The following is an 18,588-nucleotide window of genomic DNA, read 5'->3' on the forward strand; positions in this document are numbered from 1 at the left end:
GTGACCCAGAAAAACAGTCAATAGCGGACGTCGGCCTGTACCGCGAAGTGGTCCGACGCGTACGTGCCTTGCGCCGGGCCGGTGCCAAGCAGCGCAGCGGAGAGCGGATGGCCGGCTCCGCCGCGCCGTGGTGCCGCCGTTAAGATGTAGTCGATCCGGCGGTCCGGCCAGAGCAGTTGGGTGGCCCACGGGTTGCTGTTGGACCATGTGCAGCCTTGACCCCCCGGGCCGGCCACTTCCCAAGCGTCATAGAAGGCCATTCCGGGGACGGGCGCCGCTGCACGGCCCGTCATCATGCGCATTTCGTCACTGTCGGGATCTGCGTTGAAATCTCCGCAGACCACCAGCGGCGTTCGATCGTCCTGGGACGCGTGCAGGTACGTGAGCAGGCCCCTCACTGCTTCCTGGCGTTCCTGGCTTTGATCGAACCACCATGCGTCCATCACCACGCCACACACCTGGATCGGGCCGCGTGGCCCGGACAGCCTGGCGTGCTGCGCACGCATGCCCCCGAACGATGTGCTGGCCTGGGAGGTGATTGGCCAACGTGACATCACCGCGACGCCGGACAGTGCGGAGGCGTCTTCCTGCGCCTGCACGCCGCTGAAGGCATGGTGTGGCAACCCGAGCGGGCCGGCCAGCCTGGCGCACTGGCTGTCTTCGGCTTGTGCCCACGATTCCGCCAGAACGACGATGTCAGGGCGTGCATTCGCCAAGGTGGTGATGATGGCAGCCTCACGTTCCTGCCATGGTCCGTACAGCCCCCAGACATTCCACGCGACAATCCGGGCCGTCGTCTCGATCAGCTGGCCGTAGAAGTGCGGAGGGATGTCCTCGTCACGGGTCACTCACCCATAATGCCCAAGGGCAACCATTCTGTGCCAGCCCCTGATGGCGCAAGTGCGTCACTGCCTAGAAACTGGTCACCAGTTCGCCGAGCACCTCTTCGAGCCTGTTCGGATCGGTGGCGTCATAGTAGTGCGCCCCGCTGGCCTGGGCGATTTCCAGCAGCGTGGGGACGTCGGCGTCGGGCCCGTAAGCGAGCGTAAAGACCAGGACGGGCGTCGAGTGGTTCTGATGGCTCAACTGTTCGGAGAGCCCACTCAGGTCTCCCGGGTGGGTGGTGTCGTTTTTGCCGTCACTCAAAAGCACGATGGTGTTGATGAAGGTGTCTTTGTAGTCCTTGGCCTGTTCGCCAGTGAAGCGGCTCACCGCTTCGAAGAGAGGCGTTGCGTCCACTGCCTGAAGCTCGTTGAGCTTGGCGATGAGGTCTTCCTTGTTGGTCTTGAAAGGCGCTACCGGGCTGACGATGCCAGGCTGCAAGGGGCCGTCGCCCACGTGGGAGAAAGCGGCCAGCCCAACCTCGTCGTCACCCGTGAAGTGATCCAGTGCCTTCCGGACGGCATCCTTGGCCCGCTGCAGCTTGGTCAGGCCGGGTTCCTGCACCATGGACTCCGAGACATCCAGCAGGAACAGGGCCCTGGCCCGCTTTCGGACCTCGGGGAAGCTGTCCTGCATGGCAACAAGCGCTTCCGCCTTGGGCAGTGGCAGCGGCTGGAGCGCCTCAGCGTACCGTCCGGTTCCGGCCACTGCGGCATCCAGCATGCCCTGGACTGTCCGGTAGCCGGAGGCCTTCACAACGTTTTGGCCCTGTTCCGTCACTGCGAACTTGAGGAAATCCTGGGCCGCCAGGCGTTGCTGGCTCCCCACCCAATCCCCGTCGAGTATTACTGCCGGATTGTCCGCAACATGCACGCCGTCCTGGGGATAGATGGCACGGAGGGGCTCCTTGGGCGGGGGACCGGATTGCTTCGTTATTCCGTCCTCGCTGACCACTCCCCGGTTGTAGTCCCAGACGGACTTCTCATCCACGATCACGGCCGAGAGGAATTCCGAGACCTTCCCGGCGTCGTCTGCCTCCCTGGCGTGCCACAGGAAATGCTCGGGCGTGGCCATGTAGTGGCTGGTGCCAATTTCCACGGCGCGCACTTTCTCCACCAGGGACGATGCGTCCAGGTCCATGCCGTCCACACCCCCAAGGCTGCCTCCGGCGGCACCGTAGGAAGCAGCAAGGGCCATCAGGCCTGACGTCGAGACGAGCGGACTGGCCTTGCCGAACTTGAACTTCCCCCAGTCGCCATGGCCGAGGCGCTCCCAGACGTCCCGGTCCTCGGCCATCCTGAACACCTCAGACCACGACGGCGGTTTGCTGTCCCAGCCGAGGGCACTGGCCATCGTTTCGGGCATGGCCACCACTACCGCACTCCGCGCGACACTTGCTCCCTCCGCCGGGACTGTGCCTCCGCCGGCGCCTTCCTTTGCGATGCGTAACCACGCGGAGGAGTCGGGCAGCCAGATGGCCGGCCTCTCGCCGGCCGGAACCCCGGGGAACTGCCCGGCAACCTTGCCGGCTGCGATCCCCGACTTTTCCTGGGTAACGGCCGGTGTCACGCATTTGCCGTCCACGCTGCGGGGCTTCGCCGTATAATCTGCCGCCATGGACCTGACCATCTCCGCGTTCTCGAGCGAGGTGAGGATGTTCAGGGGAATGCAGGGAGAGGCCCCGGCGACGGCGGCGGGGCTGTCCTGCGCCAAGGGCTCGCCGGCCGGAGGTATGTTGCCAGGACCGGCTGAAGGTCCGCCGAGTCCCGGCCCGGGGGGAAAGATGAACGTTCGCAGCAGGAATGCGCCGCCCACAATGAGGAGGGCCACGGTGGCCCCTGCGGTGATCCAGACCCAGCGCGGATAGCTCGGGTCAGTTGCTGCGCGTCGACGGCCCATGCTCGTTTCCTTTTGAAATCCGCCGGGTTTCCCCGGTTTGGATAGACATCATGAAACTGGCCCGCGGCAGCTGCACCGCGGGTGCGCCTAGCCCCCGCAACCGGATACGCACTTTGAGGATAACTCTGAGAGGCGCACCGTGAACATTTGAATTCACATTTTGTTGAACTTTTCTGGGTTTCGGATGCTGGCTGGGCCTTCGTTGCCCCTCACGAGCCTGAGGCGTTCCGAAATCGTTGACTTTCTCAATAGTCTATTGCTTCATTGATTATGAGGGCCCACCAACGCGATGGGATCGCTACACCCGGTCTCCGCCGGTTATTTCATGCGAGGGAGCAGTCTATGAGTATAAACAGCAAGGTGGACACCACCAGTACTACGGCGGGGCCCGGCTTGGGTGCCGCGCAACAGGCTCCAGCGGGACCGGCAATGTCCGGGCGGCTGTATGCGGTCTCGGATTTCTACGACGCCGAGGCTTTGCTCACCGCTGAGGAACGCCAGGTTTTGGCGCGGCTCCGGAACTTCCTCGACGAACAGGCCAAGCCGTTGCTGGCCGAGTACTGGGAGCGGGGCGAGTTCCCGGAGCAGCTGGCGCAGCCTTTGATCGATCTCGACATCATGGAGCCCGCGGACCTGACCGGCGCCGAAGGTGCAGAGCGTACCCCGGTGCGGGGGATTTACCATGGCTTCCGGGTCTTTGAACTCGCCCGCTCGGACGCATCGCTGGCCACCTGGTACACCGCCCAGGCCGGGCTCTTCCGCACAGCCATCCGCGTTGGCGCCTCCGAGGAACAGCAGCGCGAGTGGATGCCCCGGGTCATCGACTTCTCTCTCAAGGGCGTCTTCTCCCTGACCGAACCGGAGCACGGTTCGGACATCGCCGGCGGACTCTCCACGACGGCCCGTTTCGAAGCGGAGGCCGACGGCTGCAGTTGGGTTTTGGACGGTGCCAAACGCTGGATCGGGGGCGCGTCCACCGCTGACGTGCTGTGCGTGTTCGCCCGCGACATCATCGACGGTCAGGTCAAGGCGTTCCTCGTAGACCGGGCCGCGGCGGGGGTCACGCTGGAGAAGATCCACGGCAAGACCGCGCTGCGGATGATGCAGAACGCACACATCACCCTGGCCGGCGTCCGCGTTCCCGACGCCATGCGCCTGCAGAATGTGAACTCGTTCAAGGACGTCGCGGCCATGTTGCGGGCGATGCGCTCCGATGTTGCCTGGATCGCCACCGGGATCCAGGCCGGCGCGTTCGAGGCCGCACTGGCCTACGTGAAGGAACGCAGTCAGTTCGGCCGCAGCCTGGGTTCGTTTCAGCTGGTCCAGGAGAAACTGGCCCGGATGATAGGAAACATCACCGCCAGCCTGTCCTTGGTGGTCCGCCTGACCGAGCAGCAGGCCCGGGGCATCTACCGGGACCAGGACTCTGCCTTGGCCAAGATGCAAACCAGCCTGCTGATGCGTGAAACCGTGGCTCTGGCCCGTGAAGTAGTGGGCGGCAACGGCATCACGCTGGATACGGACGTAGCCCGTTTCCACGCGGACGCCGAGGCCGTCTACTCCTATGAGGGCACCCACGACATCAATGCCCTCGTCATCGGCCGCGCCCTGACAGGCGAGAGCGCCTTCACGCGCTGAACCACATCCCTTCGGCAACAAAACCAAAATCATTACTCGGAGGTCTATCGTAGATTGTTGACAATTGGTACGCTGGGCACATGCAGTACCAAGCCGGAACCCGCCGGCCCTCTCAGTGAAGGAAATGTCATGAAGAAACGTCGCCCGGCCGCTTCGACTCTCCTGCTCGATGAAGCCACACGCACTGGTCACCACTGCCCGAGTACCGGATGGTGGTCAGCCGCTGGGGATCCGAACGACGCGAGGTTCATCATCAGGGGAGAGGTAATGCCTGCCTTGAGCGGCACCCCTGCGCTCTGGACATTGCGGGCGGCGGTCAGTGGGCTCCATGGCTTGGGACTCGGTTCCGCATTACAGCCAAGTTCGTAGACGCAGGCCGAATCGGTCCTGTACGTCTTTTAGTGCAGAATGGCGCCAATCTCAGCTCGCACCAGTCGCTCGGCAATGACGCCAAGGTCCAGGTTCAGGACGGCTTTGAGAGCGCGTGCCATGTCAGGGGCTGCGGCAAGGAATTCAGCCAGGCCCGGATCGGATTCCAGCCCCCGCCCAAGCTTTTCCCTCACATCGTTGGCGGTCCAGTGGCTGTCGGAATGCTGACTGGTGAGTAGAGCCTTGCTGTTCATGATCCTGTCCTTCGCTGGGCCCTGTGCTTGGCTTTGCTATATGCCAACAATGCAGGGCCGGGCTCAAGAATTGGGCAGGCAACAGGCCAGATTTAAGCAGGATTTGGCCAAGTTCTCCTTAAGTCCTTCTCCTGTTTTGGGAGCCGCTCCGTGGCCGTCACCCGACGGCCTGCCGCAGAGACAATATCGGGACTAGGATGGCCCGAAACGATGCGGAGGACGGGCAGATGCATCAGCGAATGACGGCAACCCCCGAAAGCGGGTACGCCCCCGTCAACGGCCTGCAGATGTACTACGAGCTGCATGGTGCCGGGGGCACACCGCTTTTGCTCCTGCACGGCGGGCTGTTCGATATCGAGCAGCAGTTTGGCGCATTAATCCCGGGCTTATCGGCCGGGCGCAGGGTCATCGCGGCCGACTTTCAGGGTCACGGCCGGACCAATGACATCGACCGTCCCCTGAACAGTCGCGACCTCGCATCCGATGTCACTGGTCTCCTTGAACACCTGGGTGTTCGCGAGGTCGATATATTCGGATTCAGCGTCGGCGGCGCGGTCGCGCTGCATCTGGCTGTCAACCGCCCTGAAATTGTCCGTAAGATCATCGTCTCCTCAGTGTCCTTCCGGCCCGACGGCGACCGGGGCGGGAACGCCGAAGCGGTTGCCGCCATGACCGTCGACATGATCGCCGGTACCCCCATGGAACAGCGCTATCTGGCGGTGTCGCCGCACCCCGACCGCGAGCACCTCCAGGGGTTGTTGGACAAGCTCGGACGCTACGACGCAGGCGCCACAGGGTGGAGTGACGACGAGATCCGCGGCATCGCCGCCCCGACACTGATCACCGTGGGCGATTGCGACATGGTCAAGCTCGAGCACGCGGTGCGGTTCCTTCAGCTGCGCGGGGGCGATGTAAACGGCGACTTTGAAGGTGTGCCCACTTCGCAGCTGGCAGTCTTTCCTGGCACAACACACTTCTTCGGGCTGGCGAGGACCGGCCTGGTGATGGATGTTGTCACAACCTTTCTGGACTCGCCCCCGCCTTCGGTGCAGCAGGACCGGTAAGCACGGCGGGGAGTCCTGACTGATGTTACTGGCGCGCCGGCCCTGTCGACTCGCGCAGGACGAGCTCCATGGGATCCAGCGTTAGGGCTTCGGGCGTCCCTTGTCCGCCCTGGATGAGTGTGATCAGCTCTCTGAGGCTTCGCGCGCCAAGGCGTTCCAGGTCCATATGAACTGTTGACAGTGATGGGATGACGAATGCCGAGTCGGCCATGTCGTCCCAGCCGAACACGCTTATATCGTCGGGTACGGTTATGCCGTTTTCATGGAGGGCACGGATGACACCCAGCGCCATTTGGTCATTGGCAGCGAAGACGGCTGTGACTTCCTTGAGCTCAATAATCTTCTGTCCGGCGGCATATCCGGAGGCAGGGGACCAATCGCCGGCGGCGACGCCCAGGGATGTGAGGCCGAGTTCCGCTGTAGCCTGCAAGTAAGCGCTCTTCCGGTTGCGGGCTGAGGGGTAGTTGGCGGGCCCGGCGACATGGAAGAAGTTTCGGTGGCCAAGTGCTGCCAGATGTTGGACAATTTTCGCAGCCGCCGTGCCGTCGGCGATGCTGCCCCGGGCGCGCATCCTGTTTTGGTACTCGCCCGCTACTACCAGGGGGACGGTGGCATTTGGGAAGGCCGCCGCAGACTTCGGCAGCGGGACAAAGGATAGGATCCCCGCGATGTCCTCTCCCGACAGCAGGGAGCGAAGTTGCTGTGCCCGGGCTTCAACTGTTCCCTCCATAGCCACGACGTCCACCCGATATCCGGCTGCATGGGCCGCGGCCGCTGCCCCATTGAGCATCCTAATAGGGAAGTACAGCGAAGCTTCCGGAACCACAACCACCACACGGTAGAGCGCCCGGGACCTCAGGGAGCGGGCTGCAAGGTTCGGGGTGTAGTTCAGGTCTGCAAGGGCCTTTTCCACCCGCGCCAACGTCGCGGGCCTAAGTTTAGTTTTGTCCCTCAAATACCGGGAGACGGTTTGGTGGGAGACGCCGGCTAACCCTGCCACATCGTAAATGGTGGGGGCTTTCGGCTTGCCGCCCTCGATTGTTGTCTGCACCATCTCCCTGCATCCCTTCAGATATTGTTCCCCCGATTGCGGGAAGGGATAGGGCTTTAGCCTACTCCTTCCCGCCCACCGGGACCCGGAAGCCGGATCAGACCAACTGCCCCGTGTCCCACTTCTGCAGCATCCCGCACATGCCAAAGATCTTGTTCCCCCCAACCTCCGACCTGACCACAGTCGCCTCGGCTAAATGAGCGAGTCGTCCCTCCGAGAGCTCCTTCAGCCAGGCCCCCGTTCTGGCCGCTTCAGGTGCAATGGTCTGTTCCCAAATGCCTTGCCACTCGGGGATGCGGGACTGGACCAGATTGGCGGCATCACGGTGAAACTGCTCGACGGCGTCATGCCGGCCCGCGATGGCGGCCTCCTTCAGCCTCTGGTATCCGGCGAGTGCTGCGTCGCGCCTGATACGTGCCGTTTCCTGGGCAGAACCAAGTCCCGCGTCTGGTATCAGTGATGCTGCCTTCATGTAACGTTCAGGGCTGGCAACAATGTCTGCTTCGAACGTGAGTACGGCATCCCCTGCTTCAGGCAATCCGGAGTTCTGCATGACCACCAGGATTTCAAGGTGGTCCTCATTCACCAGGCGATGGATGGTTCCGGGGCTGAACCATAAAAGGTCGTTGGCTGCGAGGTCATAGGATTCGTACCCGGATGACCGGATTGTCTCGACCCGGCCGGAGCCCGAAAGCACAAGGTACGCCTCAGTTGAGGCAGTGTGCATGTGCGGAGATCCACCGCAGACACCGTCGCTTGATTCCCAGTCATAGACCGACAGCCGGCTTAGGCCAACGGCACCCGGAAACGATGTATTCAGTTCTTGTTTCATCATGCTCCTGCCGTCATCAGCTGGTGCTGCAGGGCATCCAGAGCTAAGGAAGAAAGGTGGTCCAGCCGCTCCTGGTCCGAGTTGCCGTCAGCGATCACCACGGCGTAGCGGTTGGTCATAGTGCCTCCGGCCGCGAACAGGACTTCCTGGCTGAAGAACGGTGCCGGTCCGAAGCATGCGAAGGGCTCGGATCGGGCGAACCACTCCGGCGGGTGCTGCGCATTGCCGCTATCGTCCGCGATCAGAATAGTCGAGTGGCGGCAGGTGTCATCGTGCTGGCCAATGAAGGCGAGCCATGGCGCCCGGGTGCCGCGAAGCGCTTCGCCGGTTGCTCCGTCAGGTCCCACGATCCGGCCACCGGCGAACTCGCGGGGACCCCGCCAAAACAGGCCCCCATAGCCAGCATTTTCGCGGCCCTCGGTGGTGGGGGAACCGATGTGGATGTCGCGGCCTGAGACGTTGGTCATGGCCGTTTCGAAGACAAGAGTCCAGGCGTTATCGTCAGGCCCGGGGAGGATCCGGATGCTGCGGGCTTCATCGGCCACGTGTATGCCTGACTGCGTCCACCAACTCAGCGCGTGTGCGAAACGAAACGCACCGCCGTCGAGCCCGGCCTCTATGACGCGTTCGTGGCGCATGCTTCCATTGTTCGGGAGCCATTTGTAGTCTTCGTCGCGGCGGTAGCTGGGACCGCCCCAGAAGTTATCCTCACCAAAGTGCGGCAGGGACCAGGCGATGCCCTTGTGCCACACGTGGTCCCAGGGCCGGTAGGCGGTGACGGTTTCCCCGGCTGTGGTGCGCAGCGGATGGAAGTACGGCCGCGGCGATTCCCGCTGTTCGTCAGTGGCGTCGTAGGTATACGCGGCGATGTCCACGGCCCCGAGCGAAACGGTCAGGGACTGGTTGTCATCGCGCCATGTAAGAGCTGGTGGCGTGTTCATGCCTTGAGTTCCTCTTCTTGTTTCCAGGGTTCCAGGTGGCCGTCCATACGGGTGAAGAAGGGGCTCGATTCGTCGATCTGGCCGCGGGCGATGGTTGTTCCGCTGACGCTCGACGCGTAGATGGCGGCGGCCAGTTCCATGGTTCCGTAGGCATCGCTGATGGAAACCGGAACAGCCTCGCCTCCCTGCAGGCTGCGGACGATGGTTTGATACTGGGCCGAGTGCCCGCTTGCGTAGTCGTCACCCTGGGCCCAGAGTTCGACGACGGCGTCCTGGCCGGGTGCCGGCGTTACCGTCCAGTTGTGGTCGGCGTAGCCGTAGAGATGCTCGAGTTCGACGGTGGCGTTTTCGAAGTCCAGCCGCATGTACGAGGTTTCCCGCGGCGAAATCACCGAATTGATGATGGTGGCGATCGCACCGGATTCGAACCGGACCACCGCCGCAGAAGCGTCCTCAGTATCAGTCCGGCGTGCCAGTTTGCCGGCAAAGGCCGACACCTCGGCCCATGGACCCCACAAGTGCAGCAGCAGGTCGAACTGGTGGATGCCGTGGCCCATGGTCGGTCCGCCGCCTTCGACGTCCCAGAGGCCTCGCCACGGGACATCGAAGTATGCCTGGTCGCGGAACCACAGGGTGTTGCAGGTGCCAACGAGCGGCTTGCCGAGTACTCCGGATGACTGCAGGGAATGCAGCTTCCGGGCACCCGAGCCGAAGCGGTGCTGGAAAACGCAGCTGAGCGTCCCGGCGGATGCAGCTTCAGCTGATTCCAACTCGCGCATCTGGCTGAGGGACAGTGTGGGGGGCTTTTCTATGACCGCGTGCAGGCCGTGCGTGAGCGCCTCGAGGGCGAGTGGAAAATGGCTGGACGGAGGGGTGCAGATGGCTACGAGATCCAGCCCGCCGGCGTCGACCGCCTTCCTGAGGTTCGCCGCGGTGCGGGCAATTCCCCACTTGCTGGCGAAGGCCTCCGCACGTGATGTGTCGAGATCGATTGCGGCAGTGAGTTCCACGCCTGGCTGCTGCCGCAGTGCATCGGCATGGGCATTGGCTATCCCTCCGGTGCCGATGAAGCCCACTCGGATTCTATTGGGATGGTTCAGGTCAGTCATGGGCTACTTCCGCAGTGAAGACGAGAGTTCGTCGATGAAGGGTTGGGCGGCCTTTTCGGGGGTGATGCGCTCAAAGAGAACGTCGGAGGTGTACCGGGCCAGGAGGTCCTGGATGCCACTACCGCCGGCCGGCGTGATGGGCGGAGCGGGCCGTACGTCATCCGCAATTGCATTGGTGAAGTCAATCGCAGCTTTATCGGAAGGCTTCAACTTAGGGGTGATGGCCTCGCGGGTCTTGGTGTTGGCTGGGATTCCGCGCTCGGTGAGCATGATGTCTCCGGCGGTCTGGCTCGTTGTCAGGAAGTTGAGGAACTTGGCCGCTGCCTGCTGGTGTTTGGTGCGGGAGGACACGGACCAGAACATGGAGGCCTTGTAGTAGGCACCCCGTTCCTTGGCCTGTGACTCGCCAGGAAGCCGGAGCAACTTCAGCTGTTGGCCGCTGGCGGACTCGTAAGCGGTCAGCTGGGTTTGGAAGACGCCGGAGAAGCCCATCTGGTTCTTGGCAAGGGCGTTCTGGTTGATTGATGCTGTGGCGTTTTCGATGATGGCAGAGGGCTTGCCGGCTGCTCCGGACTTGGACAGGTCCAGGAGGTTGGTCCAGAACGAGGCAAGCGTCCCGGGCTTGATGACCACTTTGCCGGAGTCGTCATAAAGACGGTCGCCCTGTTGCCGTGCCCAGATGTACAGATCGTGGTCCTGGTAGAAGACGCCGACGCCGGTGGCTCCCGTTCCACTCTCGCTGATCTTTTGACCGAGCTTCTTGTAGTCTTCCCAGGTCCACGTCTTGTCGTTCGGCATGGCAACCCCTGCCTTTTCCAGAACTGCGGGATTGGCAGCGATGCAATAGTTAGCCACGCCTGTCACCAGACCGACGAGTTTGCCATCCACTTCACCGCTCTTGAGAGTGTCCTCTGCAATGCCAGAGGTATCCAGTCCGTTGAGTTTGTGAATGTCCAGCAGGGCTCCGCGGTCACCGTATTCGCGGACATACTTCTCATCCATCTGGATGATGTCCGGTGCATCGTTGGCTGCGACCTGGGTGGCGAGCTTATCCCAGTAGCCACTCCAGTCGGCATATTCCCCGACGACGGTGATGTTCGGGTTTTCGGCATGGAAGGCGTCGATAACCTGCTGGGTCAGCTTCTGGCGTGCGTCCCCGCCCCACCAGGTAAAGCGGATTGTCACAGGTCCGGTTTCTTCCGCAGCGGGGGTGCCGGCCGTGCCGCAGCCGCTGAGCATCAGCGCGGATGCAGCTATGCCAACAGACAGTTGCAGTACGTTCCGACGGGATGGTTGGTTGTTCATGAGTGGCCTTTCGTTCTTGTCGACGTCGACAGTGGGTGCTTATTTGATACCGGTGGTGGCGATGCCCTTGACCAGGAACTTCTGGCCGAGCAGGAAGGCAATGAAAACGGGGAGCAGGGACACTATGGACATGGCGAACATGGATCCCCAGGAGGTCGAGGCGGTCGCATCGATGAATGCCCGTAGCGCCACGGGAACTGTGAACATGTCGGGGTCTGTGAGGTAGATCAGCTGGCTGAAGAAGTCATTCCAGGTCCAGATGAAGGTGAAGATTGTGGTGGTGGCCAGCGCCGGAACCATCAGGGGCAGCATCACCTGGAGGAAGATTCTGGCGTGGCCGGCACCGTCGATCCGCGCTGCCTCGTCAAGGTCCTTGGGAATGCCGCGAATGAACTGGACCATGAGGAAGACGAAGAAAGCGTCGGTTGCCAGAAGTTTCGGCACGATGATGGGCCAGAAGGTGTTAACCCATCCGATCTGCGAGAACAGTATGTACTGGGGCACGATCACCACATGGAACGGCAACATGATGGTCAGCAGCATGGCTGCAAAGAGCCATTTCTTGCCTTTGAAGTTCAGCCGGGCGAAGGCATATGCTGCCATCGAGCAGGACACCAGGTTGCCGATGATGCAGCCAAGGACCACGGCCGCCGAGTTGAACAGGTAGGTGGAGAACGGCTGCGCCAGGGCGTTCCACCCGTCAGCGTAGTTGCCTGCCTCGAACGTGGTCAGCCACAGGCCTGGTTCCCGGAAGATGAGGTCATTGGGCCGAAGGGAGGAAGCAATCATCCACAGCAGCGGATAGATCATCAGCATCGCGGAGATGATCAGGATCAGATGCTTCAGGAGCGGGCGGTACCTGGCTGCAGCGGGACTTTTTGGCCGTGACGGCATCGCCGGGCCGGGCACGGTGCCCTGCTGCGCCATGGCGGAAGCGGTGTGTTGGGGCTGGATTTCAGTCGTCATAGAACACCCAGAACTTTGAGGCGTAGAAGTTGATGGCGGTGAGGACGCCGATGATCAGCAGGAGAACCCAGGCCATGGCCGAGGCATAACCCATGTCGAACTGGCCAAACCCCTTCTGGTACAGGTACAGGGTGAAGAACATGGTGGAGTCTGACGGTCCGCCGGTGCCGCCGGAGACGATGAAGGCCTGGGTGAATGACTGGAAGGCGCCAACGATCTGGAGCACAAGGTTGAAGAAGATGATGGGGCTCAGCAGGGGGAGCGTGATACGGAAGAACTGAACCACTTTGCTGGCACCATCCACCTGCGCGGCTTCGTAGTACATATGCGGGATCTGACGCAGGCCAGCCAGGAAAATAATCATGGGGCTGCCGAAGGTCCAGATGTGCAGCAGGATGATGGTGCTCAGTGCTGTGCTCGGGTCCGATATCCAACCCGGACCCTCTATGCCCAGAAGGGTCAGGAACTGGTTAACGAGGCCGGTGGTGCCGAATATCTGCTTCCACAGGATGGCCACCGCAACTGAGCCACCAAGGAGGGATGGCAAATAGAACACCGAACGGTAGAACGGCAAGCCCCGAATGCCCCGGTCCAAGACCATCGCGATGAGGAGGGCAACGGCGAGCTGCAGGGGGACGCCCACCAGTACGTAGATGAATGTGACCCTCAGTGAGTTCCACAGCCGGGCGTCTTCAAACATCCTGGTGAAGTTCTCGAAGCCGATGAAAGTGGGCTCCTGAAGGAGGTTGTAATCAGTGAAGGACAGGTAGAGCGAGATGAGCATGGGACCAACGGTGATGCCCACCAAGCCCACCAGCCACGGGGCCAGGAACACCAGGGCCGCCTTGGTGTCCCGGCCTTCCGTCTTTGACCCCTGGCCTTTGAGCTTGCTCAGCTCTGACAGTGCGCTCATGTCCCGGCCTGCGGATGCGCGGCCGGACTTCCGGTATCTCCCGGAAATAGTGAAAGTTTCATAATTTCCTAACTTGACCCCACGGCTGAGAGCTGCGGGCCGTATATGCAGATCAGACAGAGCAAGAATGTCCTGACCTCTGGCTGCGGAGGCTACGTTGCATATAATCAGCAATGCGGTGCCAAAAGTGATCGATAACCCAACTATTCGTTATCGATCACTTTTCGTCAAGAGTTATCGTTCACTTTCTTCAACAAGAGCTTCCCGCCTAAATGGCTCCCGGTGGGGTTATTGGAGGGATGCCGCAGCCAGCTCTGATGGGGTGTCCTCCGTAACCGCTAAACGTCACGTCGGACGTCGTAACGAGGCGATAGCCTGTCGTCGGTCCACGGCTGATCGGTACTTGCGAAATTCCGCTGGCAAGCGGAGGACAGTTGCAGGGCAGGAGGGTCACCGCTGGATTAATTACGGTCCACAACAACAAGCGGATGAGTAGGTGATCGGTCCGGGGGTCCTTCTTTTTCGTTCGTCCCTTGGTTGGCTCGCTGCGAAAGGCGGCAGGACATCGCCGACGTCATCCCGGGGCAGGCTGAGAGCTGTAGCAACAGACCGCAACAACACTCTTGTTTAGCCCCCGATAGCGCTCATACTGCGGTCCGATTGGACGAAGTCGTCCCCTTCCAATCCCGCGTGGTCCATCCCATGGGCCTTGGGCTTGGCCCACATGGCGTCCTGCCAGCGAGTGGTGAGCTCGTCGTCGTCGGCTCCGGAGCGAAGCAGCCCCAACAGATCGAATTCCTGGCGCGAGAACAGGCAACTCATGATCTTTCCGTCGGCGGTGATTCGGGTCCGGCGGCAGTCACTGCAGAACGGTTCCGTGACAGAGGCAATGATGCCTACAGTACCGAGCACGGCGCCGCTGGGCTCGCCCGTTGCGGGATCGCGCCGCTGGACCTGGAATCGTTCGGCGGGGGCGCCGCTACGCTCCCTGGGGTCCGGGTACAGCACAAAGTCATCGGCGAGGAGGTCCCGGATCTCGGACGCGGTGATCATGTCCTGACGGGTCCAGCCATGGTCCGCGTCGAGGGGCATCTGTTCGATAAAGCGCAATTCGTAGCCGCGTTCCAGCGACCACGCCAACAAGCTGGGGGATTCGGTGTCATTGATCCCGCGCATGAGCACGGCATTGAGTTTGATGGGTCCAAGACCAGCAGCATCGGCAGCCTCAACACCGGCCAGGACCTGGTCCAGGAACGGGCGGCGGGTCAGCTGCGCGAAGGTCTCCGCATGCAGGGAGTCCAGCGATACGTTGATGCGGGTGAGGCCCGCCTGTTTGAGTTGAGCGGCCTTCTTGTCCAACCCCACGGCATTGGTTGTCATGGAGATGGGCAGGTCCGGATGTTGTTGGCGAAGGGACCTGATGATGTCCACCAGATCGGCCCGGACCAGGGGTTCGCCGCCGGTCAGGCGCAGCTCCCGGACTCCCAGGCGGTTCACGCCCAGGTGGACGATCCGCACGATCTCCCCGGCCGTCATGACGGCCTGCTTCGCCAGCCATTGAAGGCCGTCGGCGGGCATGCAGTAGGTGCAGCGAAGGTTGCATTTGTCCGTCAGGGACAGGCGCATGTCGGTGGCCTGCCTCCCGAAACGGTCCAGGAGCCCGGCAGGGAGTCCAATCGGGCGCGGTTTGAGAGCGGACCCGTGGTTGTTGTTGCTGCCCTGGCGCAGGACCGGGATGCCCAGCTGAACGGCCATGTACATAACCTTTGCTGTTGCGTTTGTCGGGGGAGTGGGTGCGCCCCGGTGGCACGGGCCTGAAAGCCGCGTGCCACCGGGGCGCAAGGTGCTACTGACGGGTGGACAGCTAGTTACTGTCCCGGTCCGCATGCTTGGCACCGACGGTCGGAACGCTCCCCGTGGGAGTCCTGCCAATGCAGTCCGAGTCCGAGCACTTTTCCGCGCATTCGTGCCTTGTCACGAGGTCGAACTGGACAAGGCCGTGTTGCTCCACGCCGGTACGGATTGCACGTTCCATGACATTGGTGGCCAGCCGCTGCCGCAGTGCCAGCGGGTCACGGCGGAGGTCCTTGACCAAGGCAAAGCAGAGCAGCAGCATCACGATCACGAAGGGAAGGGCAGCGACGATGGTGATGCGTTGGAGCCCGGACAGGGCTTCGGAGGGTACGTCTCCGCCCGCCAGGAGCATAACGGCCGCGACGGCTCCGGTGAGCGTGCCCCAGAAGATGACGACTCCCCGGCGGGGTTCCTCGGCGCCGTTGGAGCTGAGCGATCCCATCACGATGGAGGCCGCGTCTGCGCCGGTGATAAAGAAGATTCCCACCAGGACCATCGCCAGGACGATGACTGCGCCGACGGCCCATGCGGGCATGCCCAGGTTCTTGACCAGGTCGAAAAGCGCTCCGTCGAAGCTAACGGTCGGGACGCCGTCGACCATGGTGACCAGGCCGGGAGTGCCGGCCTTGTCGGCTTCCTGCTGCACATGGAAGGCAGTGCCGCCGAAGATGCCGAACCAGATCACGCTGACGACGCTGGGCACCAGCAGCACGCCGGTGACAAACTGGCGGATGGTGCGTCCACGGCTGATGCGGGCAATGAACATGCCCACGAACGGCGTCCAGGACACCCACCAGGCCCAGTAGAAGATGGTCCAGCCGGACATCCAGCTGCGCAGCGCCTCGTCGCCCACGGCTTCAGTCCGGGAAGACATTTCCGCCAGGTCCCTGGCGTAGTCACCGACGGCGGCAGGAATCAGGTTGAGAATGAACAGCGTGGGCCCTGCCACGAAGACGATCAGGGCCAGGACGACGGCCAGGACCATGTTGATGTTGGACAGCCACTGGATTCCGCGGCTGATGCCGGAAACGGCGGAGGCCACGAAACACGTTGTCAGGACGGCCACAATGGCCACGAGCACCGGAGTGCCGATTTCTCCCATCCAGCCGTTGGACGTCATGCCGCTGCCGATCTGCAGGGCGCCAAGGCCCAGCGATGCCGCCGTGCCGAAAAGCGTCGCGAAAATGGCAAGGATGTTGATAAATTTGCCGGCCGGACCTTCAACTACGCGGATGCCGAACAGGGAGGTAAACGCGGCGGAGATCAGCTGTTTGCGGCCCAGGCGGTAGGTTCCGTAGGCCATGGCGATGCCCACCACGGCGTACATCGCCCAGGGGTGCAGCGTCCAGTGGAAGATTGAGGTAGCCATGGCAGTCTGGATGGCAGCCGGCGTGCTGCCGTCAACGGTTCCCGGCGGCGGCGAAATGTAGTGGTAGAGCGGCTCGGCCACGCCGTAGAACATCAGCCCGATGCCCATGCCTGCAGCGAACATCATTGCCACCCAGGAGATAGTGCGGAATTCAGGCTTCTCGCCGTCCTTGCCCAGCGGGATGTTGCCGAACTTGCCCAGGGCAAGCCACAGGACGAACACCACGAACAGGGACGCCAGGACCATAAAGAGCCATCCTGTGTATTCCATCACCCAGTTCAGGGCGCCCGTCGAGGATGCGGAGAGGCTGTCCCGGCCCACGAATCCCCAAACCACGAAGGCTATGGCGAAGACTCCCGTAATCCCGAAGGTGACCTTATCGAGGGTGAGTTTGGTATTCCGGCGTGCCGAAACGGCGTGCTCGGTTTTGGCGGAGCGCAGCTCTTCCAGGATCTGATCGTATTCTTCTGAATCCGGCAAAGTGCCGGCAGCTCCGCCCTCAGGAATGAGGAGAACTGCTTCGACCCCATCGTCTGAAGCCAGCTCCCCGATTCTTAGGCCCTCCCCATCGCTTTCGCTGACGGGAGGTTTCTTGGGGGGTTTGATGTCACTGTTTATAGCCATGATTTCGTCCTTTGCTTGGGAGTCATGGACTGCGTATTTTGAGATGTGGCCGTTGACTGTCCGGCCGGGAGGAAGGTTGGGGGCTTCCGTGAGCTCGACGACCATGATGTCGCCGTCGGCCACCATGACCTCATGGGTTCGGACCGGCCTCTTGGCTGGCGGCGAATCGATTTTGCAAACAGATTGCCGTCTTCCGTGTGAAAGGCGGCAATCGGTGGAACTGTATCCAGCCACAGCGGCTCCCCTTGCGCAGGCTCACTTAGCGTGCAGGCCTTGTGCATGGTGCACCTCTTCAGGGTCAGGAACCGGGTGTAAAACGATAAAGGTCGGCTGCCTCGTCTCGTTCCGCATGGAACAACACAATTCGCGCTCAGCAACAGAGTGCGCTACGCCACACCAAGATGTCAAGACATTTCTGCCACCTCTTAGTGGATCTTGACACCAGGCGTGGCATACGTCACGCTGTTGCATATCGTGAGTGTTGTTGCGTAAGAAGCGATTTGGAGAGTGGAAATATACAGACCTTTGCCACGTCTGGCAGCACCGCGGCGGGAAGCTAAGCATCAACGAGCAGGTGGAAGCGAGGCGGCCCGGCCTGTCGGTTCCGTATCCAACGCAACAGCGACATGTGCCCGCTAGGGGCAGGGTTACCTTTGCGTGTAGCCCATTTTCGTGCTGATCTGCAGTCCGGCCTCACGGAGGGACGCGATGAGCCCCGGCTGTTTTTCGGTGTCGAAGCGGAACGCCGGTCCCGAAATGCTTACTGATCCGATGACTGCGCCAACGTGGTTAAACACGGGGACGGCGATCGCATTCAGGCCGATCTCGAGTTCCTCTCGTGTCTCCGCATATCCGTTGCGGGCTACGTCGAGCAGCTGCTTTTCCAGAACGCCCCGGTCCGTGATGGTGCACGGCGTCCGGGCAGAGAGTCCGACCTCATCCAGGATCCGCCGGCGCTCATCAGCCGGCAGTGCGGCCAAAAAAACCTTGCCACTGGACGTGGCATGGAGTGGGGTCAGTCCACCCACCCAGTCGTATGTGGCGAGGCTGGAGGGTCCCAGGGCCTGGTCGACATTGACGGCATAGCCCGATCGCAGGACTGCCAGGTTAACGGTTTCCTTGCTCTGCTGCGCCAGGTCCTCCAGGATTGGCCTGGCCTCCCGCACCAGGCTGAGGCGCGCCGGGATTGAGGCGGCGAGGCGAAGTATGCCAAAGCCCAGCTGATACTTGCCACGTCCGGTGTTCTGCTGGACCATCTCAGGGCCGACCAGTGATTCGAGCAGCCGGAAAACGGTGGACTTGTGAACGCCCATTTCCTCCGCGATGTCGCTGACACCCGCGTGTCCGTCCCGGGAGAGGATCTCGAGGATCTGCAGGGCGCGGTCAACGGACTGCACGCCCCCGGCCTGCCCGTTGGCACCCTTTGGGGCGTCAGGGTCATTTGTGGCCATGATCCATACCTGCGTCTTCCTGTGGCCAATCAAGAGGGTGAAACGTCCTCTTTGTGATTGATCCTAG

15 protein-coding genes are annotated in these 18,588 nt (G+C 62.0%); 2 read left to right on the forward strand and 13 right to left on the reverse strand.

The window, feature by feature from the left end; genetic code table 11:
• Nucleotides 1-17: 17 nt before the first annotated feature.
• Nucleotides 18-848, reverse strand: a complete 831-nt coding sequence (locus tag M1E17_RS11405; RefSeq protein WP_457967497.1) for an endonuclease/exonuclease/phosphatase family protein — start codon at nucleotides 846-848, stop codon at nucleotides 18-20.
• Between the two features lie 64 nt (nucleotides 849-912).
• Nucleotides 913-2,781 (reverse strand): substrate-binding domain-containing protein, encoded by a 1,869-nt coding sequence (locus M1E17_RS11410; RefSeq protein WP_457967499.1) that lies wholly within the window; start codon nucleotides 2,779-2,781, stop codon nucleotides 913-915.
• 429 nt (nucleotides 2,782-3,210) lie between these two features.
• Here M1E17_RS11410 and M1E17_RS11415 point away from each other — a divergent pair, with 429 nt between their 5' ends.
• Nucleotides 3,211-4,419, forward strand: a complete 1,209-nt coding sequence (locus M1E17_RS11415; protein WP_457967709.1) for an acyl-CoA dehydrogenase family protein — start codon at nucleotides 3,211-3,213, stop codon at nucleotides 4,417-4,419.
• A 398-nt stretch (nucleotides 4,420-4,817) separates the two neighbouring features.
• Here M1E17_RS11415 and M1E17_RS11420 read toward each other — a convergent pair whose 3' ends face one another.
• Nucleotides 4,818-5,042 (reverse strand): hypothetical protein, encoded by a 225-nt coding sequence (locus M1E17_RS11420; protein ID WP_457967501.1) that lies wholly within the window; start codon nucleotides 5,040-5,042, stop codon nucleotides 4,818-4,820.
• 227 nt (nucleotides 5,043-5,269) lie between these two features.
• Here M1E17_RS11420 and M1E17_RS11425 point away from each other — a divergent pair, with 227 nt between their 5' ends.
• A complete protein-coding gene (locus tag M1E17_RS11425; RefSeq protein ID WP_457967503.1) occupies nucleotides 5,270-6,106 on the forward strand; it encodes an alpha/beta fold hydrolase in 837 nt (278 codons plus the stop codon).
• 25 nt (nucleotides 6,107-6,131) lie between these two features.
• Here M1E17_RS11425 and M1E17_RS11430 read toward each other — a convergent pair whose 3' ends face one another.
• The 10 genes from M1E17_RS11430 to M1E17_RS11475 all read right to left on the reverse strand — a co-directional run bounded on the left by M1E17_RS11430 (nucleotide 6,132) and on the right by M1E17_RS11475 (nucleotide 18,521).
• On the reverse strand, nucleotides 6,132-7,160 hold the full coding sequence (locus tag M1E17_RS11430; RefSeq protein WP_457967504.1) for a LacI family DNA-binding transcriptional regulator: 1,029 nt from the start codon (nucleotides 7,158-7,160) through the stop codon (nucleotides 6,132-6,134).
• A 94-nt stretch (nucleotides 7,161-7,254) separates the two neighbouring features.
• The gene (locus tag M1E17_RS11435; RefSeq protein ID WP_457967505.1) at nucleotides 7,255-7,884 is read right to left on the reverse strand and encodes a cupin domain-containing protein; all 630 of its coding nucleotides are present in this window, start codon (nucleotides 7,882-7,884) and stop codon (nucleotides 7,255-7,257) included.
• Between the two features lie 104 nt (nucleotides 7,885-7,988).
• A complete protein-coding gene (locus M1E17_RS11440; protein WP_457967507.1) occupies nucleotides 7,989-8,930 on the reverse strand; it encodes a DUF6807 domain-containing protein in 942 nt (313 codons plus the stop codon).
• On the reverse strand, nucleotides 8,927-10,039 hold the full coding sequence (locus M1E17_RS11445; protein ID WP_457967508.1) for a Gfo/Idh/MocA family protein: 1,113 nt from the start codon (nucleotides 10,037-10,039) through the stop codon (nucleotides 8,927-8,929). The genes M1E17_RS11440 and M1E17_RS11445 overlap by 4 nt, the downstream gene beginning before the upstream one ends.
• Nucleotides 10,040-10,042: 3 nt before the next feature.
• Nucleotides 10,043-11,344: an ABC transporter substrate-binding protein gene (locus M1E17_RS11450; RefSeq protein WP_457967509.1), complete on the reverse strand. Its 1,302-nt coding sequence runs from the start codon at nucleotides 11,342-11,344 to the stop codon at nucleotides 10,043-10,045.
• A gap of 39 nt (nucleotides 11,345-11,383) precedes the next feature.
• Nucleotides 11,384-12,238 carry a carbohydrate ABC transporter permease gene (locus tag M1E17_RS11455; RefSeq protein WP_457967711.1) on the reverse strand — a complete coding sequence of 285 codons (855 nt, stop codon included), beginning with the start codon at nucleotides 12,236-12,238 and terminating at the stop codon, nucleotides 11,384-11,386.
• Nucleotides 12,239-12,299: 61 nt separating this feature from the next.
• The gene (locus M1E17_RS11460) at nucleotides 12,300-13,223 is read right to left on the reverse strand and encodes a carbohydrate ABC transporter permease (RefSeq protein ID WP_457967511.1); all 924 of its coding nucleotides are present in this window, start codon (nucleotides 13,221-13,223) and stop codon (nucleotides 12,300-12,302) included.
• A gap of 627 nt (nucleotides 13,224-13,850) precedes the next feature.
• The gene (moaA, locus tag M1E17_RS11465) at nucleotides 13,851-14,978 is read right to left on the reverse strand and encodes a GTP 3',8-cyclase MoaA (RefSeq protein ID WP_457967512.1); all 1,128 of its coding nucleotides are present in this window, start codon (nucleotides 14,976-14,978) and stop codon (nucleotides 13,851-13,853) included.
• A 109-nt stretch (nucleotides 14,979-15,087) separates the two neighbouring features.
• Nucleotides 15,088-17,070: a BCCT family transporter gene (locus M1E17_RS11470; RefSeq protein ID WP_457967713.1), complete on the reverse strand. Its 1,983-nt coding sequence runs from the start codon at nucleotides 17,068-17,070 to the stop codon at nucleotides 15,088-15,090.
• A 647-nt stretch (nucleotides 17,071-17,717) separates the two neighbouring features.
• A complete protein-coding gene (locus M1E17_RS11475; RefSeq protein WP_457967513.1) occupies nucleotides 17,718-18,521 on the reverse strand; it encodes an IclR family transcriptional regulator in 804 nt (267 codons plus the stop codon).
• Nucleotides 18,522-18,588: the final 67 nt, after the last annotated feature.

The sequence above is a fragment of the Arthrobacter sp. D1-29 genome (genome assembly GCF_054130585.1).

Bases quoted from the DNA above. Each gene is read 5' to 3' on its own strand.
- M1E17_RS11410 (WP_457967499.1), bottom strand. From the start codon at position 2,781: ATGGGCCGTCGACGCGCAGCAACTGACCCGAGCTATCCGCGCTGGGTC.
- M1E17_RS11415 (WP_457967709.1), top strand. From the start codon at position 3,211: ATGTCCGGGCGGCTGTATGCGGTCTCGGATTTCTACGACGCCGAGGCT.
- M1E17_RS11420 (WP_457967501.1), bottom strand. From the start codon at position 5,042: ATGAACAGCAAGGCTCTACTCACCAGTCAGCATTCCGACAGCCACTGG.
- M1E17_RS11425 (WP_457967503.1), top strand. From the start codon at position 5,270: ATGCATCAGCGAATGACGGCAACCCCCGAAAGCGGGTACGCCCCCGTC.
- M1E17_RS11430 (WP_457967504.1), bottom strand. From the start codon at position 7,160: ATGGTGCAGACAACAATCGAGGGCGGCAAGCCGAAAGCCCCCACCATT.
- M1E17_RS11435 (WP_457967505.1), bottom strand. From the start codon at position 7,884: ATGCACACTGCCTCAACTGAGGCGTACCTTGTGCTTTCGGGCTCCGGC.
- M1E17_RS11440 (WP_457967507.1), bottom strand. From the start codon at position 8,930: ATGAACACGCCACCAGCTCTTACATGGCGCGATGACAACCAGTCCCTG.
- M1E17_RS11445 (WP_457967508.1), bottom strand. From the start codon at position 10,039: ATGACTGACCTGAACCATCCCAATAGAATCCGAGTGGGCTTCATCGGC.
- M1E17_RS11450 (WP_457967509.1), bottom strand. From the start codon at position 11,344: ATGAACAACCAACCATCCCGTCGGAACGTACTGCAACTGTCTGTTGGC.
- M1E17_RS11455 (WP_457967711.1), bottom strand. From the start codon at position 12,238: ATGCCGTCACGGCCAAAAAGTCCCGCTGCAGCCAGGTACCGCCCGCTC.
- M1E17_RS11460 (WP_457967511.1), bottom strand. From the start codon at position 13,223: ATGAGCGCACTGTCAGAGCTGAGCAAGCTCAAAGGCCAGGGGTCAAAG.
- moaA (WP_457967512.1), bottom strand. From the start codon at position 14,978: ATGGCCGTTCAGCTGGGCATCCCGGTCCTGCGCCAGGGCAGCAACAAC.
- M1E17_RS11470 (WP_457967713.1), bottom strand. From the start codon at position 17,070: ATGGCTATAAACAGTGACATCAAACCCCCCAAGAAACCTCCCGTCAGC.
- M1E17_RS11475 (WP_457967513.1), bottom strand. From the start codon at position 18,521: ATGGCCACAAATGACCCTGACGCCCCAAAGGGTGCCAACGGGCAGGCC.